Annotated in this window: 17 protein-coding genes and 1 tRNA gene; 9 read left to right on the forward strand and 9 right to left on the reverse strand. The window is 65.4% G+C overall.

Going from position 1 to position 19,918, the window contains the following annotated elements; all coding sequences use genetic code 11:
- Positions 1-7 precede the first annotated feature (7 nt).
- Positions 8-1,261 (forward strand): exonuclease SbcCD subunit D, encoded by a 1,254-nt coding sequence (locus tag SJY41_RS02660; RefSeq protein ID WP_380778828.1) that lies wholly within the window; start codon positions 8-10, stop codon positions 1,259-1,261.
- The gene (locus SJY41_RS02665; RefSeq protein ID WP_380778830.1) at positions 1,261-4,707 is read left to right on the forward strand and encodes an AAA family ATPase; all 3,447 of its coding nucleotides are present in this window, start codon (positions 1,261-1,263) and stop codon (positions 4,705-4,707) included. Before SJY41_RS02660 ends, SJY41_RS02665 begins: the two co-directional genes overlap by 1 nt.
- On the opposite strand, the gene SJY41_RS02670 is transcribed toward SJY41_RS02665, so the two are convergent.
- Both SJY41_RS02670 and treF read right to left on the reverse strand, forming a co-directional pair.
- Positions 4,704-5,585, reverse strand: a complete 882-nt coding sequence (locus SJY41_RS02670) for an exonuclease domain-containing protein (RefSeq protein ID WP_380778832.1) — start codon at positions 5,583-5,585, stop codon at positions 4,704-4,706. The two genes, SJY41_RS02665 and SJY41_RS02670, sit on opposite strands and share 4 nt — an antisense overlap.
- Positions 5,586-5,649: 64 nt before the next feature.
- Positions 5,650-7,242: an alpha,alpha-trehalase TreF gene (treF, locus tag SJY41_RS02675; protein ID WP_380778833.1), complete on the reverse strand. Its 1,593-nt coding sequence runs from the start codon at positions 7,240-7,242 to the stop codon at positions 5,650-5,652.
- A gap of 208 nt (positions 7,243-7,450) precedes the next feature.
- On the opposite strand from treF, the gene SJY41_RS02680 reads away from it, so the two are divergent.
- Entirely contained in the window at positions 7,451-8,116 is a 666-nt protein-coding gene (locus SJY41_RS02680) for a UPF0149 family protein (RefSeq protein WP_380778835.1), read from the forward strand.
- Here SJY41_RS02680 and map read toward each other — a convergent pair.
- The 5 genes from map to SJY41_RS02705 all read right to left on the reverse strand — a co-directional run bounded on the left by map (position 8,113) and on the right by SJY41_RS02705 (position 9,946).
- Positions 8,113-8,892: a type I methionyl aminopeptidase gene (gene map, locus SJY41_RS02685; protein ID WP_380778837.1), complete on the reverse strand. Its 780-nt coding sequence runs from the start codon at positions 8,890-8,892 to the stop codon at positions 8,113-8,115. The genes SJY41_RS02680 and map overlap by 4 nt on opposite strands.
- Before the next feature lie 4 nt (positions 8,893-8,896).
- On the reverse strand, positions 8,897-9,088 hold the full coding sequence (locus tag SJY41_RS02690; RefSeq protein WP_380778839.1) for a ParD-like family protein: 192 nt from the start codon (positions 9,086-9,088) through the stop codon (positions 8,897-8,899).
- Between the two features lie 86 nt (positions 9,089-9,174).
- A tRNA-Arg gene (locus tag SJY41_RS02695) sits at positions 9,175-9,251 on the reverse strand.
- A gap of 182 nt (positions 9,252-9,433) precedes the next feature.
- The gene (locus tag SJY41_RS02700; protein WP_031394799.1) at positions 9,434-9,694 is read right to left on the reverse strand and encodes an SWIB/MDM2 domain-containing protein; all 261 of its coding nucleotides are present in this window, start codon (positions 9,692-9,694) and stop codon (positions 9,434-9,436) included.
- A gap of 48 nt (positions 9,695-9,742) precedes the next feature.
- Entirely contained in the window at positions 9,743-9,946 is a 204-nt protein-coding gene (locus SJY41_RS02705; RefSeq protein ID WP_380778841.1) for a DUF2945 domain-containing protein, read from the reverse strand.
- 119 nt (positions 9,947-10,065) lie between these two features.
- Here SJY41_RS02705 and SJY41_RS02710 point away from each other — a divergent pair, with 119 nt between their 5' ends.
- From SJY41_RS02710 to fghA, 3 genes are read left to right on the forward strand one after another with little or no spacing between them, the layout of a single operon-like run.
- A complete protein-coding gene (locus SJY41_RS02710; protein ID WP_380778843.1) occupies positions 10,066-11,172 on the forward strand; it encodes an S-(hydroxymethyl)glutathione dehydrogenase/class III alcohol dehydrogenase in 1,107 nt (368 codons plus the stop codon).
- Positions 11,173-11,182: 10 nt separating this feature from the next.
- Positions 11,183-11,566, forward strand: a complete 384-nt coding sequence (locus SJY41_RS02715; protein WP_380778845.1) for a VOC family protein — start codon at positions 11,183-11,185, stop codon at positions 11,564-11,566.
- A complete protein-coding gene (gene fghA / locus SJY41_RS02720; protein WP_380778847.1) occupies positions 11,566-12,399 on the forward strand; it encodes an S-formylglutathione hydrolase in 834 nt (277 codons plus the stop codon). Before SJY41_RS02715 ends, fghA begins: the two co-directional genes overlap by 1 nt.
- Positions 12,400-12,901: 502 nt before the next feature.
- Here fghA and SJY41_RS02725 read toward each other — a convergent pair.
- Positions 12,902-16,036 (reverse strand): TonB-dependent receptor, encoded by a 3,135-nt coding sequence (locus SJY41_RS02725; RefSeq protein WP_380778849.1) that lies wholly within the window; start codon positions 16,034-16,036, stop codon positions 12,902-12,904.
- Between the two features lie 205 nt (positions 16,037-16,241).
- On the opposite strand from SJY41_RS02725, the gene folE reads away from it, so the two are divergent.
- The 3 genes from folE to SJY41_RS02740 are packed head-to-tail and all read left to right on the forward strand — an operon-like array spanning position 16,242 to position 17,966.
- A complete protein-coding gene (gene folE, locus SJY41_RS02730; protein WP_380778850.1) occupies positions 16,242-16,865 on the forward strand; it encodes a GTP cyclohydrolase I FolE in 624 nt (207 codons plus the stop codon).
- Complete coding sequence (locus SJY41_RS02735; RefSeq protein WP_380778852.1) at positions 16,865-17,623, forward strand: SDR family oxidoreductase; 759 nt, start codon at positions 16,865-16,867, stop codon at positions 17,621-17,623. Before folE ends, SJY41_RS02735 begins: the two co-directional genes overlap by 1 nt.
- The gene (locus SJY41_RS02740) at positions 17,616-17,966 is read left to right on the forward strand and encodes a dihydroneopterin aldolase (RefSeq protein ID WP_380778854.1); all 351 of its coding nucleotides are present in this window, start codon (positions 17,616-17,618) and stop codon (positions 17,964-17,966) included. The genes SJY41_RS02735 and SJY41_RS02740 overlap by 8 nt, the downstream gene beginning before the upstream one ends.
- Before the next feature lie 116 nt (positions 17,967-18,082).
- On the opposite strand, the gene leuA is transcribed toward SJY41_RS02740, so the two are convergent.
- Complete coding sequence (gene leuA, locus SJY41_RS02745; protein ID WP_380778856.1) at positions 18,083-19,741, reverse strand: 2-isopropylmalate synthase; 1,659 nt, start codon at positions 19,739-19,741, stop codon at positions 18,083-18,085.
- Positions 19,742-19,918 lie beyond the last annotated feature (177 nt).

A 19,918-nucleotide genomic window follows, 5' to 3' on the forward strand; every position in this document is an offset into this window, starting at 1 on the left:
ATCGGACATGGCTGATTTCCGTTTCGTCCACGCTGCCGACATCCATCTCGACAGCCCTCTGCATGGCCTTTCGCGCTACGACGGCGTTCCCGCCGACGACATACGTGGCGCGACGCGAAACGCGTTTGATAATCTGATCCGGTTCGCCTTGGACGAGGCAGTCGATTTCGTCCTGATCGCGGGCGACGCGTTCGATGGCGATTGGCGCGACATGGGTACCGGCCTGTATTTCGCGCGTGCGATGGGCCGGCTGAACGAGGCGGGTATCCCGGTCTACCTGTTGGCGGGCAATCACGATGCAGCGTCAGTGCTGACCCGAAGCGTACCCTGGCCAGCCAACGTTCACCGCTTCGCTACGAAACACGCGGAAACGCACGTGATCGAGGCGCTCGGAGTCGCGATTCACGGCCACAGCTTCGCCAACGCAGCCGTCACCGACAACATCGCACTCGGCTATCCGGCCGTGGTGGCGCATCATTTCAACATCGGCATGCTGCACACGTCGCTCACCGGCCATGCCGATCACGAACGCTACGCGCCGTGCAGCGTCGAGGATCTGCGCGCGCGTGGTTACGATTACTGGGCGCTTGGCCATGTCCACGACTATCAATGCGTGTGCGAGGATCCGCCGGTGATCTTCCCCGGCAATCTCCAGGGCCGCACTATCCGCGAGACCGGACCCAAGGGGGCCGTACTGGTCGAGGTGCAGGATCGTACGATCACCGCGATGACGCCGATCGAACTGGACGTGCTGCGTTGGGCCCGTGCCGAAGTCGACTGCAGCACGGCAACCGATCTCGAAGCGGTCCAGTCGGGCATTCGCGACGCGCTCGCCCGCGCGCATGCGACAGGAGATGGTCGTCCGGTCATCGCGCGCGTCATCCTCCACGGCGAGACCGCGCTTGCCGGGACGCTGGCGGACCGCGCGTCCGGGTTGCGCGACGACGCGCGCGCGCATGCCGCGGCGATCTCGCCCGACCTATGGATCGAGAAACTGTCGGTCCGCGTCACGCCGCCACGAACCAGCACCGTCGAGGTTGGCGACGAGTTCCTGGCGCTGCTGGCCGAGGCACCGGGCAGCGGAGAGCTAGCCGCGTTGCTCGCCGCCGATCTCGCCCCGTTCCTGACCACGACCGCGGCGATCGGACCTGCCGATCCCGACGAACTGCGCCATGCAGCATCGGCAGGCGACTGGTCGCGGTTGCTGGCGTCGGCGGCGACCGCGTTGGAGGCGCGATTGGCACAGGGAGGGCAGGGCTGATGCGCTTTCGTCGCCTGCTGCTCGAACGCTATGGCCGGTTCGAGGATTGCGCGCTGGATTTTCGCGAAGGCACGCCCGACCTCCACATCGTCTACGGCAACAACGAGGCCGGCAAGTCCACCACGCTCGCCGCCGTCTCCGACCTGCTGTTCGGTTTCGGCCGGCGCACCGCGTACAACTACCGGTTCGACAACGCCCTGCTGCGGGTGGGCGCGGAGCTCGAAGACGACGGACGGACGCTTTTCTGCCGCCGTCGCAAGCGCGACAGCGCGACACTGGTCGACGTCGACGATCAGCCGATCGACGAAGGCGACCTGCTCGCCATGCTTCGCGGCCAGACACGCGAGACGTTCCGCCTCGCGTTCAGTCTCGACCAGAAGGGCTTGCGCGACGGAGGCCGCGCGATGGTCACGGCGAAGAACGACGTCGGCCAGGCATTGTTCGCGGCAAGTTCCGGTCTGACCGGTGTCGCGGGCACGCTCGCCGCGCTCGACGAGGAAGCCGACGCGATCTGGGGCAAGCGGGCCAAGGCCAGCCGCACCTATACCGCTGCCGAGCGGATGCTGACCGACAGCCGCCGCGCCGTGCGCGATCTCGAACTCAAGCCCAAGGCCTGGGTCGATGCCCATGCGGCGCTGGACCGCAGCGAGGCCGAACTCGTCGACCTGGAGCGTGAGCGCGATGTGCTCGCTGCGGATCATCGCCATGTCGAGCGCCTCCGCCGGGTCGGACCGAGCCTGCGCCGACGCGAAGCGCTGGTTGCCGCGGTCGCCGGGCATGCGGCGACGGTGATGCTGTCGCCGCAGCGCGAGGCGGCGGCGCTCGACGCGCTGTCGCTGGTCGCGACGGCGGATCGGCTCCGGCAAAGCGCCGCAATGCTGGTTGTCGACGCGGAGGACCGCGCGGCGCTGCTTACGCCCGATACCGCGGTGCTGGGCGTTGCCGAGGCAATCGACGGCCTGGTCGAACGGCGCGGCGCAGCGGCCAAGGCCGAGCATGATCGCGCCCGGCTGACGATCGAACGACACGCCCGCGAAGCGCGGATCGCCGACCTCCACCGCGATCTTGGCGGTCCGGTAGCGACCGCGCCGTCCCGCTTGCTGGTCGGTCGCCTCCGCGAGATCGCCCGGATGCATGCCGACGCAAGCTCGCGGCTTCAGGTGCTGGACCGCACGATCGCCGATCTCGTCGCTCGCGAGCGGCCGTTGCGCGAGCGGATCGCCGACGCGATGCTCAGCGAAACGCTCCCCGCTTTGATCGCAGCGGTCGACGCCGCCCGGCGTATGGGCGGCGACGTCGACGAGCGATGCGCATCGGCGGACCGTGCCGTGATCCGCGCCGAGGACGCGGTCGGTGTAGCGACGGCAAGGCTGGCACCGTGGTCGGGAACGCTGAGCGCGTTGGCACGTCTTCCAGGTATCGCGGAGGCGGAGATCGCCGCCGCCCAGGCGACACAGGCTGGCCATCGCACCGAAGCCGAGCAGGAGGCGGCCACCATAATTCGCCTCGAACAGGAGCGCGAGACGCTCGCGCTCGAACGGGCGGAACTGTCGGAACACAGCGGCGCAGTCTCGGGCGAGGCGGTGGACGACGCTCGTGCGATGCGTGAGCGGCAGTGGCACGAACTGCGCAACCACCTTCGCGGCCTTTCCGACTTGCCTGACCCGGTCGGCTCCAGCGATGCGTACGAGCGTGCGGTCATCGGCGCCGACGATCTGGCCGACCGGCGTTTCATCCTCGCCGAAGTTTCCGGCCGGCTCGCGAACCTCGACGCAAATGACGCCAGGCTACGCTTGCTGGCGGACCATGCGAGGCATCGCGGCGAGGGCGCCACCCGCGCGTTCGCCGACGCGCACGCCGCATGGCATAGGCGGCTCGTCGAGTCCGGGCTACCCGCGCTCGATCCGATCCCCCTCCGCGCATGGCTCGACGATCGCACCGCCGCGCTGGATGCCGACGCGCTCGCCGTCCAGACCCGCGAAGTCGCCACGACCGAGCAGGCGCGCCGCAGTGAAGCCCGCGCCGTGCTCGTCGCAGCGATGCCTGGCGGCACCGCGCCGCTGCTTCTCGCGCCATTGCTGTCACGCGCCGAGACGCTTCGTCGCGAAGGCGAGGCACTCGATCAGGCGTTGCGCGACGATCGTACCGAACTGCGGCAGGTCGAGACGTCGCTGGCGGAGCAGGGCCGTCGTCGCGCGCAGGCGAAGGCGGACGCCGATGGTGCTCTCCAGACCTGGCAGGACGAGCTCGCCGATACCGGACTCACGCTGGCGATCGAGGCGTCCGAGGCGCGGTTGGCCGTGTTCGACGATCTGCGTGGTGAACGCGACGCGGTCGCGCATCTCGATACCCGGCTGAACGGCATGGATGTCGACACCCGGCGCTTTGCGACCGACGTCCTGACGCTTGCCGAAACGCTCGGGATCGAGGCCAGCACAGACATCGTGGCGACCGTCGCGATTCTCCTGAGAAGGCTGGACGCAGCGCGGCAGACGGCACGCGCGCTTGCCGATCTCGCGGTAGAACGCGATCGTCGCCAGCGCGAGGTCGATGCCGCCGCCGCCGACCTTGCCGCGGCAACCGCGATCGTCGTGCCGATCCGCACCGAACTCGGCCTCGACGAACAGGGCGACTTGGCTGCTGCGATAGAGGCGTCGCGCGCCGTTCGCTGCCTCCGCGAAGAGTGCGACGAGGTTGAGCGGACGGTGACGGCGCAAGGCGACGGCTATGCGTTGCCAGACCTGATTGCTGCTTGGCAGGCACAGGATCCGGACGGGGTGGCAGGTCGCGCCGTTGCGCTGTCTGCACGAATCGCCGACCTCAACGCGCGCATTTCTGCGGCGGCGGCAGCAACCGGCGACGCCCGCCGCAGCTTTGCCGCGCTGGAGGGCGCGCCCGGTGCCGCATCCGACGCGCTCGCCGACGCGGAGCAGGCGCGCGCCGAAATGGGCGCGCAGGCCGAAGCCTATCTGCTCAAGCGGACCGAAGCGGTGATGTTGCGCTGGGCGATGGAGCGTCACCGCGAACGCCGCCAAGACCCGTTATTGTCGCGCGCCAGTGAAGTCTTCCGCACGCTGACGCTGGGCCGTTACGTGCAGCTTCGCGTCGACATGGAGGGCAGCGCGCCGCGGCTTGGGGGCCTGCGCGACGACGGCCGGACCGTCGTCGACGTCGGCGCGATGAGCGAGGGCACGACCGACCAATTGTTCCTCGCGCTCCGTCTCGCATCGGTCGAACAGTCTGTTGCCAACGGCGTCCGCCTGCCGTTCCTGGCCGACGACCTGTTCGTGAACTTCGATGACGATCGGTCGCGCGCCGGGTTCGAGGTGCTCGCCGACCTCGCCAAATCCACCCAGGTCCTGTTTTTCACGCACCATGCGCATCTTGCTGCCGTCGCCCGCGAGGTGGTCGGGACGACGCTCCATTCGGAGTGCGCGCTGGACTAGGCGCCGGTTGTTCGAAGCGAAAGGCCGGGCAAATCGAGTTCGACCTCGGAGACGATACGGATCGTCCCGCCGAGGCGCCGATACTGCTCGGCCCGGCGATAGGCACCGCTGTTGCGGACCGAATAGGCGAAGGGCGCACGGCCTGCGATGACCAGTGAGGTCGTCGTATTGCCGACCGCCGACACGATCCGCCCCCCGAGCGCAGCGATCGCGCAGGCGAGGCGACCGTCGCGGGGCTCGCCGAGAATGGCGATACGCTCGCCGCTGAGCGGTCCCGTCGGTGCGGGCCGCGGTGCGGGACCCGGCTTGCGTGGCGGTTTCAACCATTCGTCGAGCGCGATACCGGTATGGTCGATTGCCTTGACGATTACCCAGCCGGCCGCTCGCGCATCGCTGAGCGCGTCGTGATGCCGGTGCGCAATGCCGAGATACTGCGCGAGGCCGCCGAGGCGGTGGCTCGGCAGGTCGGGCCATGCTCGCTGCGCAACACGAACGCTATCGAGCCAGACCGTCTCGATCGGCGCGCGCTCATGGATACGGCACGCAGCGGCGAGCGCACCCTTGTCGAAATAGGAATGCGCTACCGTCGTTCGGCCCGACAGATGGCCGTTTACGACGTCGTGTATGTCCGCAAAGCTCGGCTTCCCGACGACATGATGCTCGGTAATCCCGTGAATGCGCGTATTGAACACGTTGAACTCGTCACGCGGATCGACCAGCGTTTCATATTCGAAGAGCTCCTGCCCGTCGCGAAAGCCGACGATGCCGACCTGGCAGATGCTGCTGACCCGCGAACAGGCGGTCTCGACATCGATGACGACGAAGTCAGGTGCTGTGTCAGGGGTATCGGATCGGATGACGGTCGCAGGGTCGAGCATTTCAAAGTCATATGTGTGCTGGGGCGATGTACGCAACCATTCCGATAGAGCGCTTGCCGAGGCGCTACTTCGCAGGGCGTGCCAAATCCGGGTAACGATCCAGGATCGCGCTCGTGACTCCATTGGTCCAGCCGAAGCCGTCCTGCACCGGATATTCCCCGCCGCCGCCGGGTGCCCGCTGCTCGATATTGTATTTCTCGAGCATCTTGCCGGTCTCGGCATAGGCAGCGCCGACCGTTCCGAGCCAGCGGCGCGCAATATCCTTGGCGAGCGCCGGTTCGCCGTTCTGGTCGAGACCCGCGATCGCGACCCATTGCAACGGCGCCCAGCCATTGGGCTCGTCCCATTGCTGCCCGGTTTTCAGTGTCGTCGTCCGCAAACCGCCCTCCGCCACCAACGATGTCCGCACCGCCGCGGCGACAGAGTTCGCCTGCGCGGGCGATGCGAGACCGACGAACAGCGGGTGCAGCATGGCGGCGTTGATGCTGGCGGTCGGCTTGCGCGTCGAGAGATCCCAATCGGCATAGCGCGCGGTCGTCGCCTGCCAGAGATAACGGTCGATCGCGATCTTGCGGTTGTTCGCCAGTGTCGCGAACGCGGTCGCACAGGGCGCATCGCCAGCGGTCCGGCAACGCTCGGCAATGCGGCGCTCCATCGCCCATAACAGGCTGTTCAGATCGACCGGCGCGATGTCGGTCGTGTGGATCGAGGCGAGCGACGCAGGATCGCGCAGCCAGCGGGAACTGAAGTCCCACCCGCTTTCCGCACCCGCGCGCAAATCGCGCTGCGTGTCGGTCGCAGGACGCGGCGCCGCTCTCGCCGCAGTCTCGACATCCTCGGCATAGGATTCGTCGCGCGGGGTATCACGGTCGTCGTAATAGCGGTTCAGCACATTGCCGTCGGGCATCCGTACCACGCGCAGGCATGCAGCTTTGCCGGTCAGGCATGTCGTGCCCTTCATCCAGAATGCATGCTCCGCTCTCAGCGCCGCCAGCCGCCGCTTGGCGATCGCGGGATCGGTGTTGGTCGAGAGATCGAGCATGAGCGCGTAATATGGCGGCTGCGACCGGCTCAGATAATAGGTCCGCGTCCCGTTCGGGATATGCCCGTAACGCTCGATCAGCCTCGTAAAATTGTCGAGCATCGATTCCACCAGCGGCTGCTGCCCATCGACCTTGAGACCCAGCATCGTGAAATAGCTGTCCCAGTAATAGATCTCGCGAAAACGCCCGCCCGGCACGACATAGGGGGCAGGCAGCGGCAATGCGGAACTGCCAGCGCTGGGCACGACCGGCTGGCGCACCAGTTGCGGCCAGAGCGTTCGGACATGCGTCCTGAGGTCGCCCGACCCGCGATCGTTCTCCCCGGGCACCACGAAGTTGGCGAGCACGAATGCCTTCAGTGCGGCACCGGCAGGCCTATCCCGCGCATAGTCCGCCATGATCGCACTAGCGCTGCGCTTGGGAACGGCGTCGACGAACGTCTTGCCGTCCGCGAACACATGCGCCTGCTGCACCGCGCGGAATAACGGACCGTAGATGTCCGCGGGCGACGGGGCCGAAAGCTGCGACGATGCCGAAAGCTGCGATCGGGCAGTCTGGGCAGGTGCCATCGCGGCGATCGAAGCCAGCGCAACGAAGTGGCAAAAGGTTTTCATCGCAGCGCTAACTCCCTGTTGAGCGGCCGATCTTTGCATTGGGAGGGCAGCAGGAGGCAAGCCTCCGGGGCGGCATTCTCTGCCACACGTCCGTTCAGATTTGGCGGCCTTCGGTCGCGCCGGTCCCTAGCCTGATTTCCAGTACTGGAAGCCGAGGCCGTTCGCACGCTATGGGACCAGGCTCTTCGCATAGGCAGTCGACAACCGAATGAGACATATCCCATCACGATTCCGTCGCCTTGACGGTGCGCTGGCCGACTTGCGTGTCGAGCAGCCGATGTTGCTTACCGAACTGGACGGTTTCCTGACCGGCGTAGCCGTCAGTCCGGACACGATACCGTCCGACGAGTGGATGCAGTCGGTATGGGGGGTCGATGCCGGCAACGGCGCGCCGTTCGACGACCCGCTCGACGTTCAGTGGTTTGCCGACGCAGTGATGGCGCGACTGGCCGAGATCATCCGCGATCTCGATCGGGGCAAGCCTCAGCCGATTTTCGATGTCGACGAGCGCAACGGCGAGGTGTTGTGGGAGCTATGGCTCGACGGGTTCGCGGATGCGATGGCGCTGCGGTCCGATGGTTGGGCGGCGCTTGCCGCCGGCGACGATGCCGAGGCGACGGGGGCGATCGAGCGTCTCTCGACCCTGATCGCCATCGCGAACGACGAGAGCGCGCTCGACAGCGTGGAGATCAATGCGGTCGACGCCGACGCGCCTGCCGAACTCGTGCGCAGCGTGCTGCCGATCTACGCTGCCCGGGCCCGCAATCGGGGCGCTGCGCCGGTCGTGCCATCGACCGGTCAGTCGATCAGGGTCGGCCGGAACGACCCGTGCCTTTGCGGCTCAGGCAAGAAGTCCAAACGCTGTTGCGGCTAACGCCCGCGAGGGGGCGAGGCAACCTCGTCGCGGCGTAGCGTCAGGACCTCGACGCCGTCGCTCGTGACCGCCACGGTATGCTCGAATTGCGCAGATAGCTTGCGATCGTTGGTCACCACCGTCCAGCCGTCGCTCTCGGTGGAAACCTTGCGGGTGCCTTGATTGACCATCGGCTCGACGGTGAACACCATGCCTTCGCGCAATCTCATACCGGTGCCCGGCCGGCCGAAATTCAGCACTTGCGGTTCCTCGTGCATTTCGCGCCCGATACCGTGTCCACAATAGTCGCGCACGATTGAATAGCCATTGCGCTTGGCGTGTCCCTCGATCGCCGCGCCGATGTCGCCCAGATAGGCGCCCGGTCGCACCTGCCGGATGCCGTGCCACATGGCCTCCTGCGCAACCTTGACGAGGCGGCGCGCGGCGGGTGGCGCGTTGCCGACCAGGTAGGTTTTGCTGGAGTCTGCGATGAAGCCGTTCTTCTCGAGCGTGATGTCGAGGTTGATGATATCGCCGTCCCGGATGATCTCGTCGGGGTTGGGCACGCCGTGGCAAACGACGTGGTTGATCGAACAGTTCAGGACATATTGGAAGCCATACTGCCCCTTGCTTGCGGGACGCGCGCCTAGGTCGACGGTAATGAACTGGTCCACCAGATCGTTGACCTGCAGCGTCGACATGCCCTCAAGATTGCGAGCGTCCAGCATCTCGAAAACCGAGGCCAGCAGCTTGCCCGCCACGCGCATCAGCGCCAGTTCGTCCGAGGTTTTCACCATGCCGTCAGGCCGCGAGGCGGGCTGGCCCGGCGCGCTGCATCGCCACGATCTCGATGAAGGACAGCGTCGGATTGGTCTCCGCCAGCATGCCGATTTTCATCCAGAACTCGGCCTGAGCGTTAATCGACCGACACATCACCGCGCTGCTGAGACGAACCTGCTCATGCAAATCATCGTCGATCTTCACGATACCCATGTTCACGAAATCCCATTTAATATACGAAACGTATACGTTCCGTATATGGGTGCGTCAACGACTAGAGAGTGCTCGGGTTAAAAAGCTGGTGCCCCCGGCGAGATTTGAACACGCGGCCTACGGTTTAGGAAACCGTCGCTCTATCCGGCTGAGCTACGGGGGCATCGGTTGGCGCAATACGCCGGTCAGGTGGGCCGATCAAGCTCGGGGCTCGGGTCAGTCGTGCACGATCATGTCGAGCTACGACGCTATTCTCGGTATGCCGACTCATCGACTGGGTGTAATCAAGGGGCGACGGGTATCACTGTCGATCCCCCGTCGCCGCTTGCCGTGCAGTGCTGGCGGTTAAGCCTTGACGTGCTGCGAGATGTACTTGTTCATCTCGAACATCGTGCACTTGTCACGCCCGAAGACCTTCTTCAGCTTCTCGTCCGCGAGGATCTCGCGCTTGTTCTCAGGGTTCTGAAGGTTGTGGGCCTTGATGTAGACCCAGACCTTGCTGATCACTTCGCTGCGCGGGAGCTTGTCGTTGCCGACGATCTCGCCGAGCTCGGGAGAGGGCTGGACGGGGGCGTGGATGCCGCCGGTCTTGGGAGCTGTAGCCATAAGCATTCCTTCCTGTTCGCGTGCGTGCGTTAGGCACTGCACACGTGTTCACGCCTTGGTGAGCGCGTCCGCCTTGTGCGCTGCCTTGCCGCCATTGTCACTCTTTACGATGAATTGCGGCTCCTCCTTGGAGGCTCTGACGGTATGGCCCTTGATCTTCGTGTCGCTGGTCTGTTTCTTTTCGACCTTGCCGTGAGCCTCGCCACCATGCGACTTCCAGGTAACCTCGTCGCCCTTCTTCGGATCCTTCACGGTGCCATCTCCTTGATTTGCAAGGATCAAGCGCGGGAACGACGCTTTGGTTGCATCGCTGGCGGGTTGCGGAGGCGGGGGGCTCGGGGCATCAGGGCGGCAATCAAGGAGACCGACCCATGAAGACCCGCGCCGCTGTCGCATTCGAGGCAAAAAAACCGCTCGAGATCGTCGAACTCGACCTCGAAGGGCCGAAATTCGGCGAAGTGCTTGTCGAAATCATGGCGACCGGCATCTGCCACACCGACGCATACACGCTTGACGGCCTTGATTCGGAAGGGTTGTTTCCGAGCGTTCTGGGCCATGAAGGCGCCGGCATCGTCCGCGAAGTGGGCGCAGGCGTGACCAGCGTGGCGGTCGGCGACCACGTCATCCCGCTCTACACGCCCGAATGCCGCCAGTGTAAGTCGTGCCTCAGCCAGAAGACGAACCTGTGCACCGCGATCCGCGCCACGCAGGGCAAGGGGCTGATGCCCGACGGCACGACGCGGTTCAGCTACAAGGGCCAGCCGATCTTCCATTACATGGGCTGCTCGACCTTCTCGAACTTTACGGTGCTGCCCGAGATCGCGGTGGCGAAGATCCGCGAGGATGCGCCGTTCGACACGTCCTGCTACATCGGTTGCGGCGTCACGACCGGCGTGGGGGCGGTGGTGCACACGGCGAAGGTTCAGCCGGGCGATACGGTCGTGGTGTTCGGGCTTGGCGGGATCGGGTTGAACGTGATCCAGGGCGCACGGCTTGCCGGCGCCGGGATGATCGTCGGCGTCGACATCAACTCCGATCGCGAGGAATGGGGACGTCGGTTCGGCATGACCCACTTCGCCAACCCCAAGGATGTCGGCGACATCGTCGCGCATATCGTTGCGCTTACCGATGGCGGTGCGGACTATACGTTCGACGCGACCGGCAACACGACCGTCATGCGGCAGGCGCTGGAGGCGTGTCATCGCGGCTGGGGCACCTCGATTGTGATTGGGGTGGCGGAGGCGGGGAAGGAGATTTCAACGCGACCTTTCCAGCTCGTCACCGGGCGCAACTGGCGCGGGACGGCGTTCGGCGGCGCGCGCGGGCGGACCGACACGCCGAAGATCGTCGACTGGTACATGAACGGCATGATCGAGATCGACCCGATGATCACGCACCGCCTGACGCTCGACGAGATCAACAAGGGCTTCGACCTGATGCACGCCGGCGAGAGCATCCGCTCCGTCGTGATCTACTGAGGGCGCGCGAATGTTCAGCCATATCATGCTCGGCGCCGACGATATCGCGGCCTCAAAGGCGTTCTACGACGCGAGCCTGGGTGCGCTCGGCGTGCCCGAGGGCGTCGTCGACGAGTGGGGACGGGTGGTCTACGCGCACGCTGGCGGTCGCTTCCTGATCACGCCGCCGATCAACGGCCAGCCCGCGAGCCACGGCAACGGCAGCACGATGGGGTTCGTCGCATCCTCGCCCGAGGCCGCCGATGCCTGGCATGCCGCCGGGCTCGCGAACGGCGGTACGGCGTGCGAGAACCCGCCCGGTCTCCGCCAGGGTACCGCCGGTCGCACGCTGTATCTGGCCTATCTGCGCGATCCGGCCGGCAACAAGCTCTGCGCGGCGCACCGGGTCGCGTGATGGAGACCGTTTCCACCAGCAAGGCCTATGGCGGCACGCAGGGCGTATATCGCCACGCCTCGACCTCGACCGGCACCGACATGACCTTCGCAGTCTATGTGCCGCCGCATGACGACGGCGCGCGGTTGCCGGTGCTTTGGTTCCTGTCGGGGCTGACCTGCACGCACGCCAACGTCATGGACAAGGGCGAATACCGCCGCGCGTGTGCGGAGCTGGGCGTGATATTCATCGCGCCCGACACGTCCCCCCGCGGCAATGACGTGCCGGACGACGAGGCGTACGACTTCGGCAAGGGGGCGGGCTTCTATGTCGATGCAACCGAGGAGCCCTGGGCGGCGAACTTCCGGATGCGGTCTTATATCGAGAACGAACTGCCGGCGCTGATCGCGGCCGAGTTTCCGATGGCGGACATGACGCGGCAGGGAATCACCGGTCACTCGATGGGGGGACATGGCGCGCTGACGATCGCGCTGCGCAATCCCGATCGTTTTCGAAGTGTGTCGGCATTCGCGCCGATCGTGGCGCCGCTGCACTGCGCGTGGGGCGAGAAGGCGCTCGGCGGGTACCTGGGGCAGGACCGGGCGACGTGGCGCGCGTACGACGCCTGCGCGTTGATCGAGGACGGCGCGCGGGTGAACGCGATCCTGGTCGATCAGGGCGATGCCGACGGCTTTCTGGCGGATCAGCTGAAGCCGGAGTTGCTGGCGGCCGCTTGCGACGCGGCAGGGATCGACCTGAAGCTGCGGATGCAGCCAGGGTACGACCACAGCTACACCTTCATCTCGACGTTCCTAGGAGATCATGTCGCCTGGCACGCCGAGCGGCTGAAATAGGCTTCGAAATCCGTCATCCAAGCGAACGCTGGATCTCTTCGGGGTGCGTAGCGCGCGCGCCACGCACGAGACCCCAGCTTTCGCTGGGGTGACGGGTAGGGCCGAAGCGCTGCGCTCTAACCGCCATTGGCATTCCCGTCATCGCAGTGAACGCGGGGATCTCAATTCCGTGGCGAATGACTCGCGCCACGCGTGAGCCCCCAGATTTCGCTGGGGCGACGGGTAGGGCCGAAGCTCTGCGCTTCAACCTCCATTGGCATTCCAGCGGTCATCGCAGCGAACGCGAGGATCTCAATTGCGTGGCGAATGACTCGCGCCTTGCGTGAGACCCCAGCGTTCGCTGGCGTGACGGGGGCGGGTGGTGATGACCGGGTGAGAGACGGTGAAGGGTGTCGCCTCTACATCGCCCCGCCCGTCGTCCCGGCGAACGCTGAGATCTTAGCGAATAGCGAACGACGCGCGCCGCGAACGAGACCTGCCCCCGATCGCGGCGCGCGCGCCCTCAGAACTTGAACCCGGCGGCTACGCCGTATCGCCGCGGTTCGACCGTGAAGATGTTGGTGAACAACCCCGATGACTGGTCGGTCACGTACTGGCCGGTGATCGCATCGTTCTTGGTCAGGTTCTGGACGAAACCGCGCACATAATATCGCTCGTCGGGGCCGTTCAGCTGGATCTGGGCGTTGATCACCTCATATCCCTGCACACGGTTGATGGTCTGGTTGAAGATGCTCGCCGTGAAGCCGCCGGTATAGGCGAGGTCGACGCGCGGGACGATCGTGAAGTCTCCGATGTCCGCCACGTATTGCGCGCCCGCCGAGAATTTATAGCGCGGTGCCTGGGGCAGATCGTTGCCGCGGATGTTGACGAGCACGCCGCTGCGATCGACCACGAACGGCAGTGCGCCGTTCGCATTCGTCCCGAACCCGGCATTGAGCGGCGCCTGCAACGCGGCCAGCGCCGGGTTGTAGTTGGCAAGGGCGCCGGCTGTCGCCGCGGCGAGCGCGTCGCACACGGAATACGCGCCGGTGCTGCCGTTCGCCAGCAGTGCGGTCGGCGGACGTAGCCCCAGCGCGGAGTTCACCGCGCCGACGAACGCGTTCGCCCCTGCGGCATTGCCGACCGTGGTCGGGCGCACGGTGCAATTCGAGGCGTTGGTGATGTCCTTGATGATAACCGTATCGGCGCGGCCACCCGACGGATCCTGTGGGTTGCCGATGAACTTGTCGCCCGCGACCTTGGACTTCAGGTAGCTGAAGTTCATGTTGACCGTGAACTTGGGCGAAGGGCGCATGATCGCCTCTGCCTCGACGCCGTAGATATTCGCGTTGATGTTGTCATTGACGGAGGTACGCGCGACGATCCGGCTCAGCTGAAGCTGCTTGTACCGATAGTAGAAGCCGGTGAGATTGAGTTGCAGCGTCCGGTTAAGGAAGCTGTTCTTCGAGCCGATCTCGAACGAATCCACAGACTCCGGCTTGAACGCCTGGTCGACTGCGAAGACCGGCGACAAGGGCGGATTGATGCCGCCGGATTTGTAGCCGCGCGAATAGGACGCATAGACCAGATTGTCGGGCTTGATCTTGTATTCGAGCACCGCGCGGCCGGTCAGCCTGCCGAACGCGACGCGGGCGACGCCGAACGGCTGGTTGCCCGCCGTGAACGGATCGTAATCCAGCGAGGCATAGTTGATCGCGTTCTCGAGCGCGTTGGTACCATAGGGGTTGAGCGCGGTCGTAACCGCAGAGACGACGATCGCATTGCCCTCCGCATCTCGGATCGGCTGGCCCGCCGCGGTGACGAGTGCGCGGCTCTTGGTGTCGAAGATGAAGGCGGTGCGCGCGCGAACCTCCTTCTCGTCGTGATTGTAGCGCAGCCCCAGCGTCAGCTTCAGCTTGTCGGTGAAGTCGAAATACGTCTCGCCGAAGATCCCGTACGACTTCAGGTGCACCGAGTCGGTGAAGCTGCGGTAGAACGGTGTCGAGCCGAAGGAGTTGGGCAGCGTCGCGCCGGCGACGCGGCCGCCCAGCACGTTGGCGGCGCCGATGATCGCGGCACCGTAATCGAGCGGGAAGGCGGTCACGTAATAGCTGTTGTCGCGAATTTTCTGGTCGAGGTAGATGCCGCCGACCAGGAAGTTGAAGATGCCGTCGAAGCGGCTGTCGAGATGTGCTTCGGCGGAGAATTGCCGAGAGCGGGCGTTCGAGCGATCGACGTCTTGGCTGCTCGGTCCGCACAGCTTGCTGCCGCTGAACACGCCGAGGTCCGGTCCGGGAGCCGATTGGCAGATCGTGCCGGTATTGCCGTTGGGGAACAGCGCGGCGACGGCATTGGTGAACGGGTTGATCCCGCCGGGGAACGCCGCGCCGGGGGCCGCCGCGGTGCCGATCAGGGTAAGCGCGCCGACATTGGCGCCCAGCGGGTTCTCGACTGCGAGATTATAGTCGTTGGTCGAATCCACCGAGTTGCGCGCATAGCCACCGGTGAAGTTGAACGAAACCGGTCCGAAATCGTGGAAGATCTTGGCGGTATATTGCTCTTCGTCGCTGAAATAGGTGGGCTTGTAATCGATATTGACGGTGCGGACGTCGTTCGGGTTGACGACCCCGTTATAGGTGTCGCGTCCGTAGAGGCTCTGCAACGCGTAGGGCACGAACGTCGCGCCGAGCGCGAAACGGTAGAACTCGCTCGACGAATACACCGCGGCCAGCGTCGAGTTGCCGTTGGTCGTTCCGTAGTCGAGCCGGTCCGGAAGGCAGCCCAGCACGCCGGTCGGATCGCGGTGGCAGAGTTGCTTCTGGATGCGCGAACGGTTGTCGCGCTCGTGGAAGTAATAGCCGATCAGGTCGACGCGCGTGTCGCTGTCCGGCTCCCAGGACAGCGTGCCGCGGACCGAGTACAGATCGCGATCGTCGATCCGGCCGCCGTCGAACAGGTTCTTAGTATAGCCGTCACGGTTCAGATACTGGCCGGCGACACGGATGCCGATGGTGTCGGTGATGGGCAGGTTGAACATGCCCTTCACGCGCTTGGAGTCGTAATTGCCGTATTCGAACTCGCCGGCCGCGTGAATCCCGGACAGATCGGGCTTGGCGGTGATGAAATTGACCACGCCGGCGGTCGCGTTGCGTCCGAACAGGGTTCCCTGCGGTCCGCGCAGAACCTCGATACGTTCGAGATCGTAGAATTCGGTCTCGAACAATCGCGTCGAGACCAGCGGCATGTCGTTGACGTGGATGGCGGTGGCGCTGTCGCAGGTCGCGCCGACGCAGAGATCGCCGATGCCGCGGATCGTGAAGCTCGACGAAGTGAAGTTGGTCTTGGTGAACGTCACGTTCGGCAACGTCTGCTGAAGGGCGACGGGGTTGACGATCTGCTGCTTTTCGAGATTGTCCGCGGTAAAGGCACTCACCGCGATCGGCACGTCCTGCAAACGCTGCGACTGGCGTTGCGCAGTGATGACGATATCCTCCGACCCATAAGGATCTGAAGCTTGCGTCTGCGTTGTCGCCTCCTGGCCGGGACCGTTCGTGGGGGCGGTATTTTGTGCGGAACTGGTAGTGGCGGTCTGTGCAACTGCCGGAACAACAGGCAGGAGTATCATCGCCGTTGCGGCGAGCAATTCGAACTTTGCCATGATCTATCCTCTCCCTGAACCGCGTCGGTCTTTGCCGTTCACGGTTTCGATTATCAGGTATGCTCAATAGGCGATCAAAAATCCAAGCCGTCAACGCTTTTCTCCCAAGGGAAACGGTGACAAATTCATCAGGAATGCAGGATGAAACAGTTGCAAATTCGAACCTATGTTACGGTGATCGGCCATGACGCTACGGCAACCTCCAATGTCGATTGAGCCGTTGCCCGCTGGAAGCGACGCGCTCGGCGACGACGGCAAGGTCGTGGTGCCACAGGATGTCGCCGATGCGATCAAGACGCTGATCCGCTGGTCGGGCGACGATCCGACTCGCGAAGGGCTGATCGATACGCCGCGGCGAGTCGCGCGCGCCTGGAAGGAATATTGCGCAGGGTACGGTGACGACCCCGCCAAGCATCTGGAGCGCGTGTTCGAGGAGGTCGGTGGCTATGACGAGATCGTCCTGCTGAAGGACATCCCGTTCCAGTCGCACTGCGAGCACCACATGGCGCCGATCATCGGCAAGGCCCACATCGCGTACCTGCCGCAGAATCACGTCGTCGGTATCTCGAAGCTGGCGCGCGTGCTGCACGGCTTCGCGCGGCGGTTGCAGGTGCAGGAGCGGCTGACCGCGGAGGTGGCCGACTGCATCTGGGACAATCTGAAGCCGCAGGGCGTCGCCGTCGTGATCGAGGCGAGCCACGCGTGCATGACCGCGCGCGGCGTGCGCACCCCCGGCGTGACGATGGTGACGAGCCGGATGATGGGCGTGTTCCGAGACGACGAGCGCAGCCGCAAGGAAGTGCTCGCACTGATGGGGCGCGGCGTTTGATGCGAACCGTCCTTGTTACGGGCGGGGCGAAACGGCTGGGGGCGGCGATCGTCCGGCGGCTGGCGGCGGACGGGCATGCGGTGGTCGTGCACCAGGGGCATTCCCCAGACGAAGCGGCGGCGCTGGTCGCGGAGATCGTTGCCGGCGGCGGGCGCGCTGCGGTGGTTGCGGGTGACCTGGGCGATCTTGGCGCGATCGGCGACCTGTTCGCGGCAGCGCGGGCGGCGATATGCGGCCCGATCGACGGGCTGGTCAATTGCGCCTCGCGGTTCGAGTTCGATCGGCCGCCGGGTGTCGATCCGGTGTTGTTCGCCGAGCTTGGCGCGATCAATTGCGGTGCGCCGGTGTTGCTGGCCTCGGCGCTGGCGTCGCAGGACGATGTTGCGGAGGGTGCGGTGGTGAACCTGCTGGACCAGAAGGTGGCGAACCTGAACCCCGATTTCTTCTCGTATAGTTGCGGGAAGATCGCGCTGGAGGGGGCGACGACGATGCTGGCGCAGGCGCTTGGCCCGCGCATCCGGGTGAACGCGGTGTCGCCTGGACTGACGCTGCCGAGCGGGGACCAGAGCGACGCGGAATTCGCGGCGGTGGCGAGCGACAATCTGTTGCGGCGGCCGGTGGGCGCCGAGGCGGTGGCGGACGCGGTGGCGTGGCTGCTGACCGCGAAGGGTGTGACCGGGCAGAATCTGTTCGTCGATTGCGGGCAGCGGTTTCTGACGCGGGACGGCGACGTGATGTTCGAGGGGCGGCATGGCTGAGTTCATAACGATCCTCGACGGTCTCGAGGTGATGATGCGGCTGGGGATCCATCCGCATGAGGTCGCGCCGCAGCGGGTGGTCGTGTCGGTCGAGATGACGGTGGTGTACCCGGCAGCCCTCGGCGACGATGCGATCGAGGAGGTGCTCGACTACGACTTCGTGCGCGCGGGGATCCTGGCGATGGTGGCGGAGCGGCCGTTCGCGTTGCAGGAGACGCTTTGCGAGGCGATCGCCGGGCTGTGTTTGGCGGATGCGCGGGTGAGGCGGGTTAAGGTTCGGACGGTGAAGGCCGACATCTATCCCGACGCCCGCGTCGGTTGCGAGATCGTTCGCGTACGCTGACGGCTCCCTCTCCCCTTCGGGGAGAGGGCTGGGGTGAGGGGCTGTTCCGGGGGTTGCGTTGCTGGGCTGCCCCTCACCCCGACCCTCTCCCCGGAGGGGAGAGGGAGTTGGCTTTCTTACGCCCGGTTCGCGGCCGACAACACCGCACGCACCGAAGCGGTCGCGATGTCCGTGTCCATGCCGACGCCGAACACCGTCTTGCCCTCCGCCGTGCGGCATTCGACATACGCTGCAGCCTGCGCATCGGCGCCGTGGCCGATCGCGTGTTCGTTGTAATCGACCACGTCGAGCGTCGGTCCGGTCGACTCCGCGATCGCCGCGATTACGCCCGAGATCAGCCCGTTGCCGCGCCCCGAGATCGACCGTTCCTCGCCGTCGATCGCCACCCGGCCGATGAAGACTCGCTGCCCCGAAGCGCCGCTCTCCTCGTAATCGCGCAGTTCCACCCGGTCGTCGGCCTGCGGCATGTAGGTCCGCTCGAACAGGCCCCAGATATCCGCTGCGTTCAGTTCGCGGCTGGTCTCGTCGGCATAGGCCTGGACGTGCCGGCTGAAGTCCGCCTGCAACCGCTTGGGCAGCTTCAGCCCCTTGTCCTGCTCGATCACCCAGGCGACGCCGCCCTTGCCCGACTGCGAATTGACGCGGATCACCGCCTCGTAGCTGCGGCCCAGATCTGCAGGGTCGATCGGCAGGTAGGGGACCTCCCACAGCGTGTCGTTCTTCGCCTCCTGCGCCGCGAAGCCCTTCTTGATCGCGTCCTGGTGGGAGCCCGAAAACGCGGTGAAGACCAGGTCGCCGGCATAGGGCGTGCGCGGGTGGACGGGGATGTTGGTGCAGTAATTGACCGTGTTCACGACGCCGTCGATGTCCGACAGGTCGAGCTTCGGGTCGACGCCTTGCGTGTACATGTTGAGCGCGACGGTCACGAGATCGCAATTGCCGGTCCGCTCGCCATTGCCGAGCAGGCAGCCCTCGACCCGGTCCGCGCCCGCCATCATGCCGAGCTCCGCCGCCGCGACACCGGTGCCGCGGTCGTTGTGCGTGTGCAGCGAGATCGCCACCGCATCGCGGTTGCGGATATGCCTCCCGAACCATTCGATCTGGTCCGCATAGATGTTCGGCGTCGCGCACTCGACGGTCGCGGGCAGGTTGAAGATGATCGGGTTCTCCGGCGTCGGCATCAGGACGTCCATCACCGCCTCGCAAACTTCCAGCGAGAAATCGAGTTCGGCGGTCGAGAAGGTTTCCGGCGAATATTCGAACTGCCAGCGGACGTTAGGCTGCTTGGCGGCTTCGTCGCGCAGCACCTTAGCGCCGTTGATCGCGATCTGCTTGACCTGCGCGCGGTCCATCCCGAACACGATCTTGCGCCACGCCGGCGAGACGGCGTTGTAGAGGTGGACGATCGCGGTCTTGGCACCGACCAGGCTGGCAAAGCTCGTTTCGATCAGATCGCGGCGCGACTGGGTCAGCACCTGGATCGACACGTCGTCGGGAATGCGCCCGGTCTTCACCAGCCCCGAGATGAAGTCGAACTCGGTCGCACCCGCACTCGGGAAACCGACCTCGATCTCCTTCAGGCCGACCTTGCAGAGCAGGTCGAAGAACCGCGTCTTCTTCTCGGCATCCATCGGATCGATCAGCGCCTGGTTGCCGTCGCGTAGATCGGTGGAGAGCCAGCGGGGCGGCTTGACGATGGTCTTCGACGGCCATTGGCGGTCGGGCAAATCGATTTGCGGGAAGGGGCGGTATTTGGTCGATGGGTCGCGCAGCATGGCTCGTGTCTCTCGTGTCGTCGGGAGCGTTCGGGTCAGCCCTTAGGCGCGAGGCGCGGGGCATGGCCACCGCGCAAACGATCGGCGCGCCTAAGGGCGCGTAAGTCGAAGCAGCAGGAGGCGGCCATACGTCATTGCTAGCGTCCCTATCGCGCGAACACGGTCCGTGTCCAGCGC

Origin of the sequence: Sphingomonas sp. R86520, from assembly GCF_042466285.1 — a bacterium.
GTDB lineage: Bacteria > Pseudomonadota > Alphaproteobacteria > Sphingomonadales > Sphingomonadaceae > Sphingomonas.

What these genes read in the sequence shown, in the direction of transcription:
- SJY41_RS02735 (WP_380778852.1), top strand. Translation starts at nt 16,865, where the DNA reads ATGCGAACCGTCCTTGTTACGGGCGGGGCGAAACGGCTGGGGGCGGCG.
- SJY41_RS02725 (WP_380778849.1), bottom strand. Translation starts at nt 16,036, where the DNA reads ATGGCAAAGTTCGAATTGCTCGCCGCAACGGCGATGATACTCCTGCCT.
- fghA (WP_380778847.1), top strand. Translation starts at nt 11,566, where the DNA reads ATGGAGACCGTTTCCACCAGCAAGGCCTATGGCGGCACGCAGGGCGTA.
- SJY41_RS02670 (WP_380778832.1), bottom strand. Translation starts at nt 5,585, where the DNA reads ATGCTCGACCCTGCGACCGTCATCCGATCCGATACCCCTGACACAGCA.
- leuA (WP_380778856.1), bottom strand. Translation starts at nt 19,741, where the DNA reads ATGCTGCGCGACCCATCGACCAAATACCGCCCCTTCCCGCAAATCGAT.
- SJY41_RS02690 (WP_380778839.1), bottom strand. Translation starts at nt 9,088, where the DNA reads ATGGGTATCGTGAAGATCGACGATGATTTGCATGAGCAGGTTCGTCTC.
- SJY41_RS02740 (WP_380778854.1), top strand. Translation starts at nt 17,616, where the DNA reads ATGGCTGAGTTCATAACGATCCTCGACGGTCTCGAGGTGATGATGCGG.
- SJY41_RS02660 (WP_380778828.1), top strand. Translation starts at nt 8, where the DNA reads ATGGCTGATTTCCGTTTCGTCCACGCTGCCGACATCCATCTCGACAGC.
- SJY41_RS02700 (WP_031394799.1), bottom strand. Translation starts at nt 9,694, where the DNA reads ATGGCTACAGCTCCCAAGACCGGCGGCATCCACGCCCCCGTCCAGCCC.
- SJY41_RS02715 (WP_380778845.1), top strand. Translation starts at nt 11,183, where the DNA reads ATGTTCAGCCATATCATGCTCGGCGCCGACGATATCGCGGCCTCAAAG.
- treF (WP_380778833.1), bottom strand. Translation starts at nt 7,242, where the DNA reads ATGAAAACCTTTTGCCACTTCGTTGCGCTGGCTTCGATCGCCGCGATG.
- folE (WP_380778850.1), top strand. Translation starts at nt 16,242, where the DNA reads ATGTCGATTGAGCCGTTGCCCGCTGGAAGCGACGCGCTCGGCGACGAC.
- SJY41_RS02665 (WP_380778830.1), top strand. Translation starts at nt 1,261, where the DNA reads ATGCGCTTTCGTCGCCTGCTGCTCGAACGCTATGGCCGGTTCGAGGAT.
- SJY41_RS02710 (WP_380778843.1), top strand. Translation starts at nt 10,066, where the DNA reads ATGAAGACCCGCGCCGCTGTCGCATTCGAGGCAAAAAAACCGCTCGAG.
- SJY41_RS02680 (WP_380778835.1), top strand. Translation starts at nt 7,451, where the DNA reads ATGAGACATATCCCATCACGATTCCGTCGCCTTGACGGTGCGCTGGCC.
- map (WP_380778837.1), bottom strand. Translation starts at nt 8,892, where the DNA reads ATGGTGAAAACCTCGGACGAACTGGCGCTGATGCGCGTGGCGGGCAAG.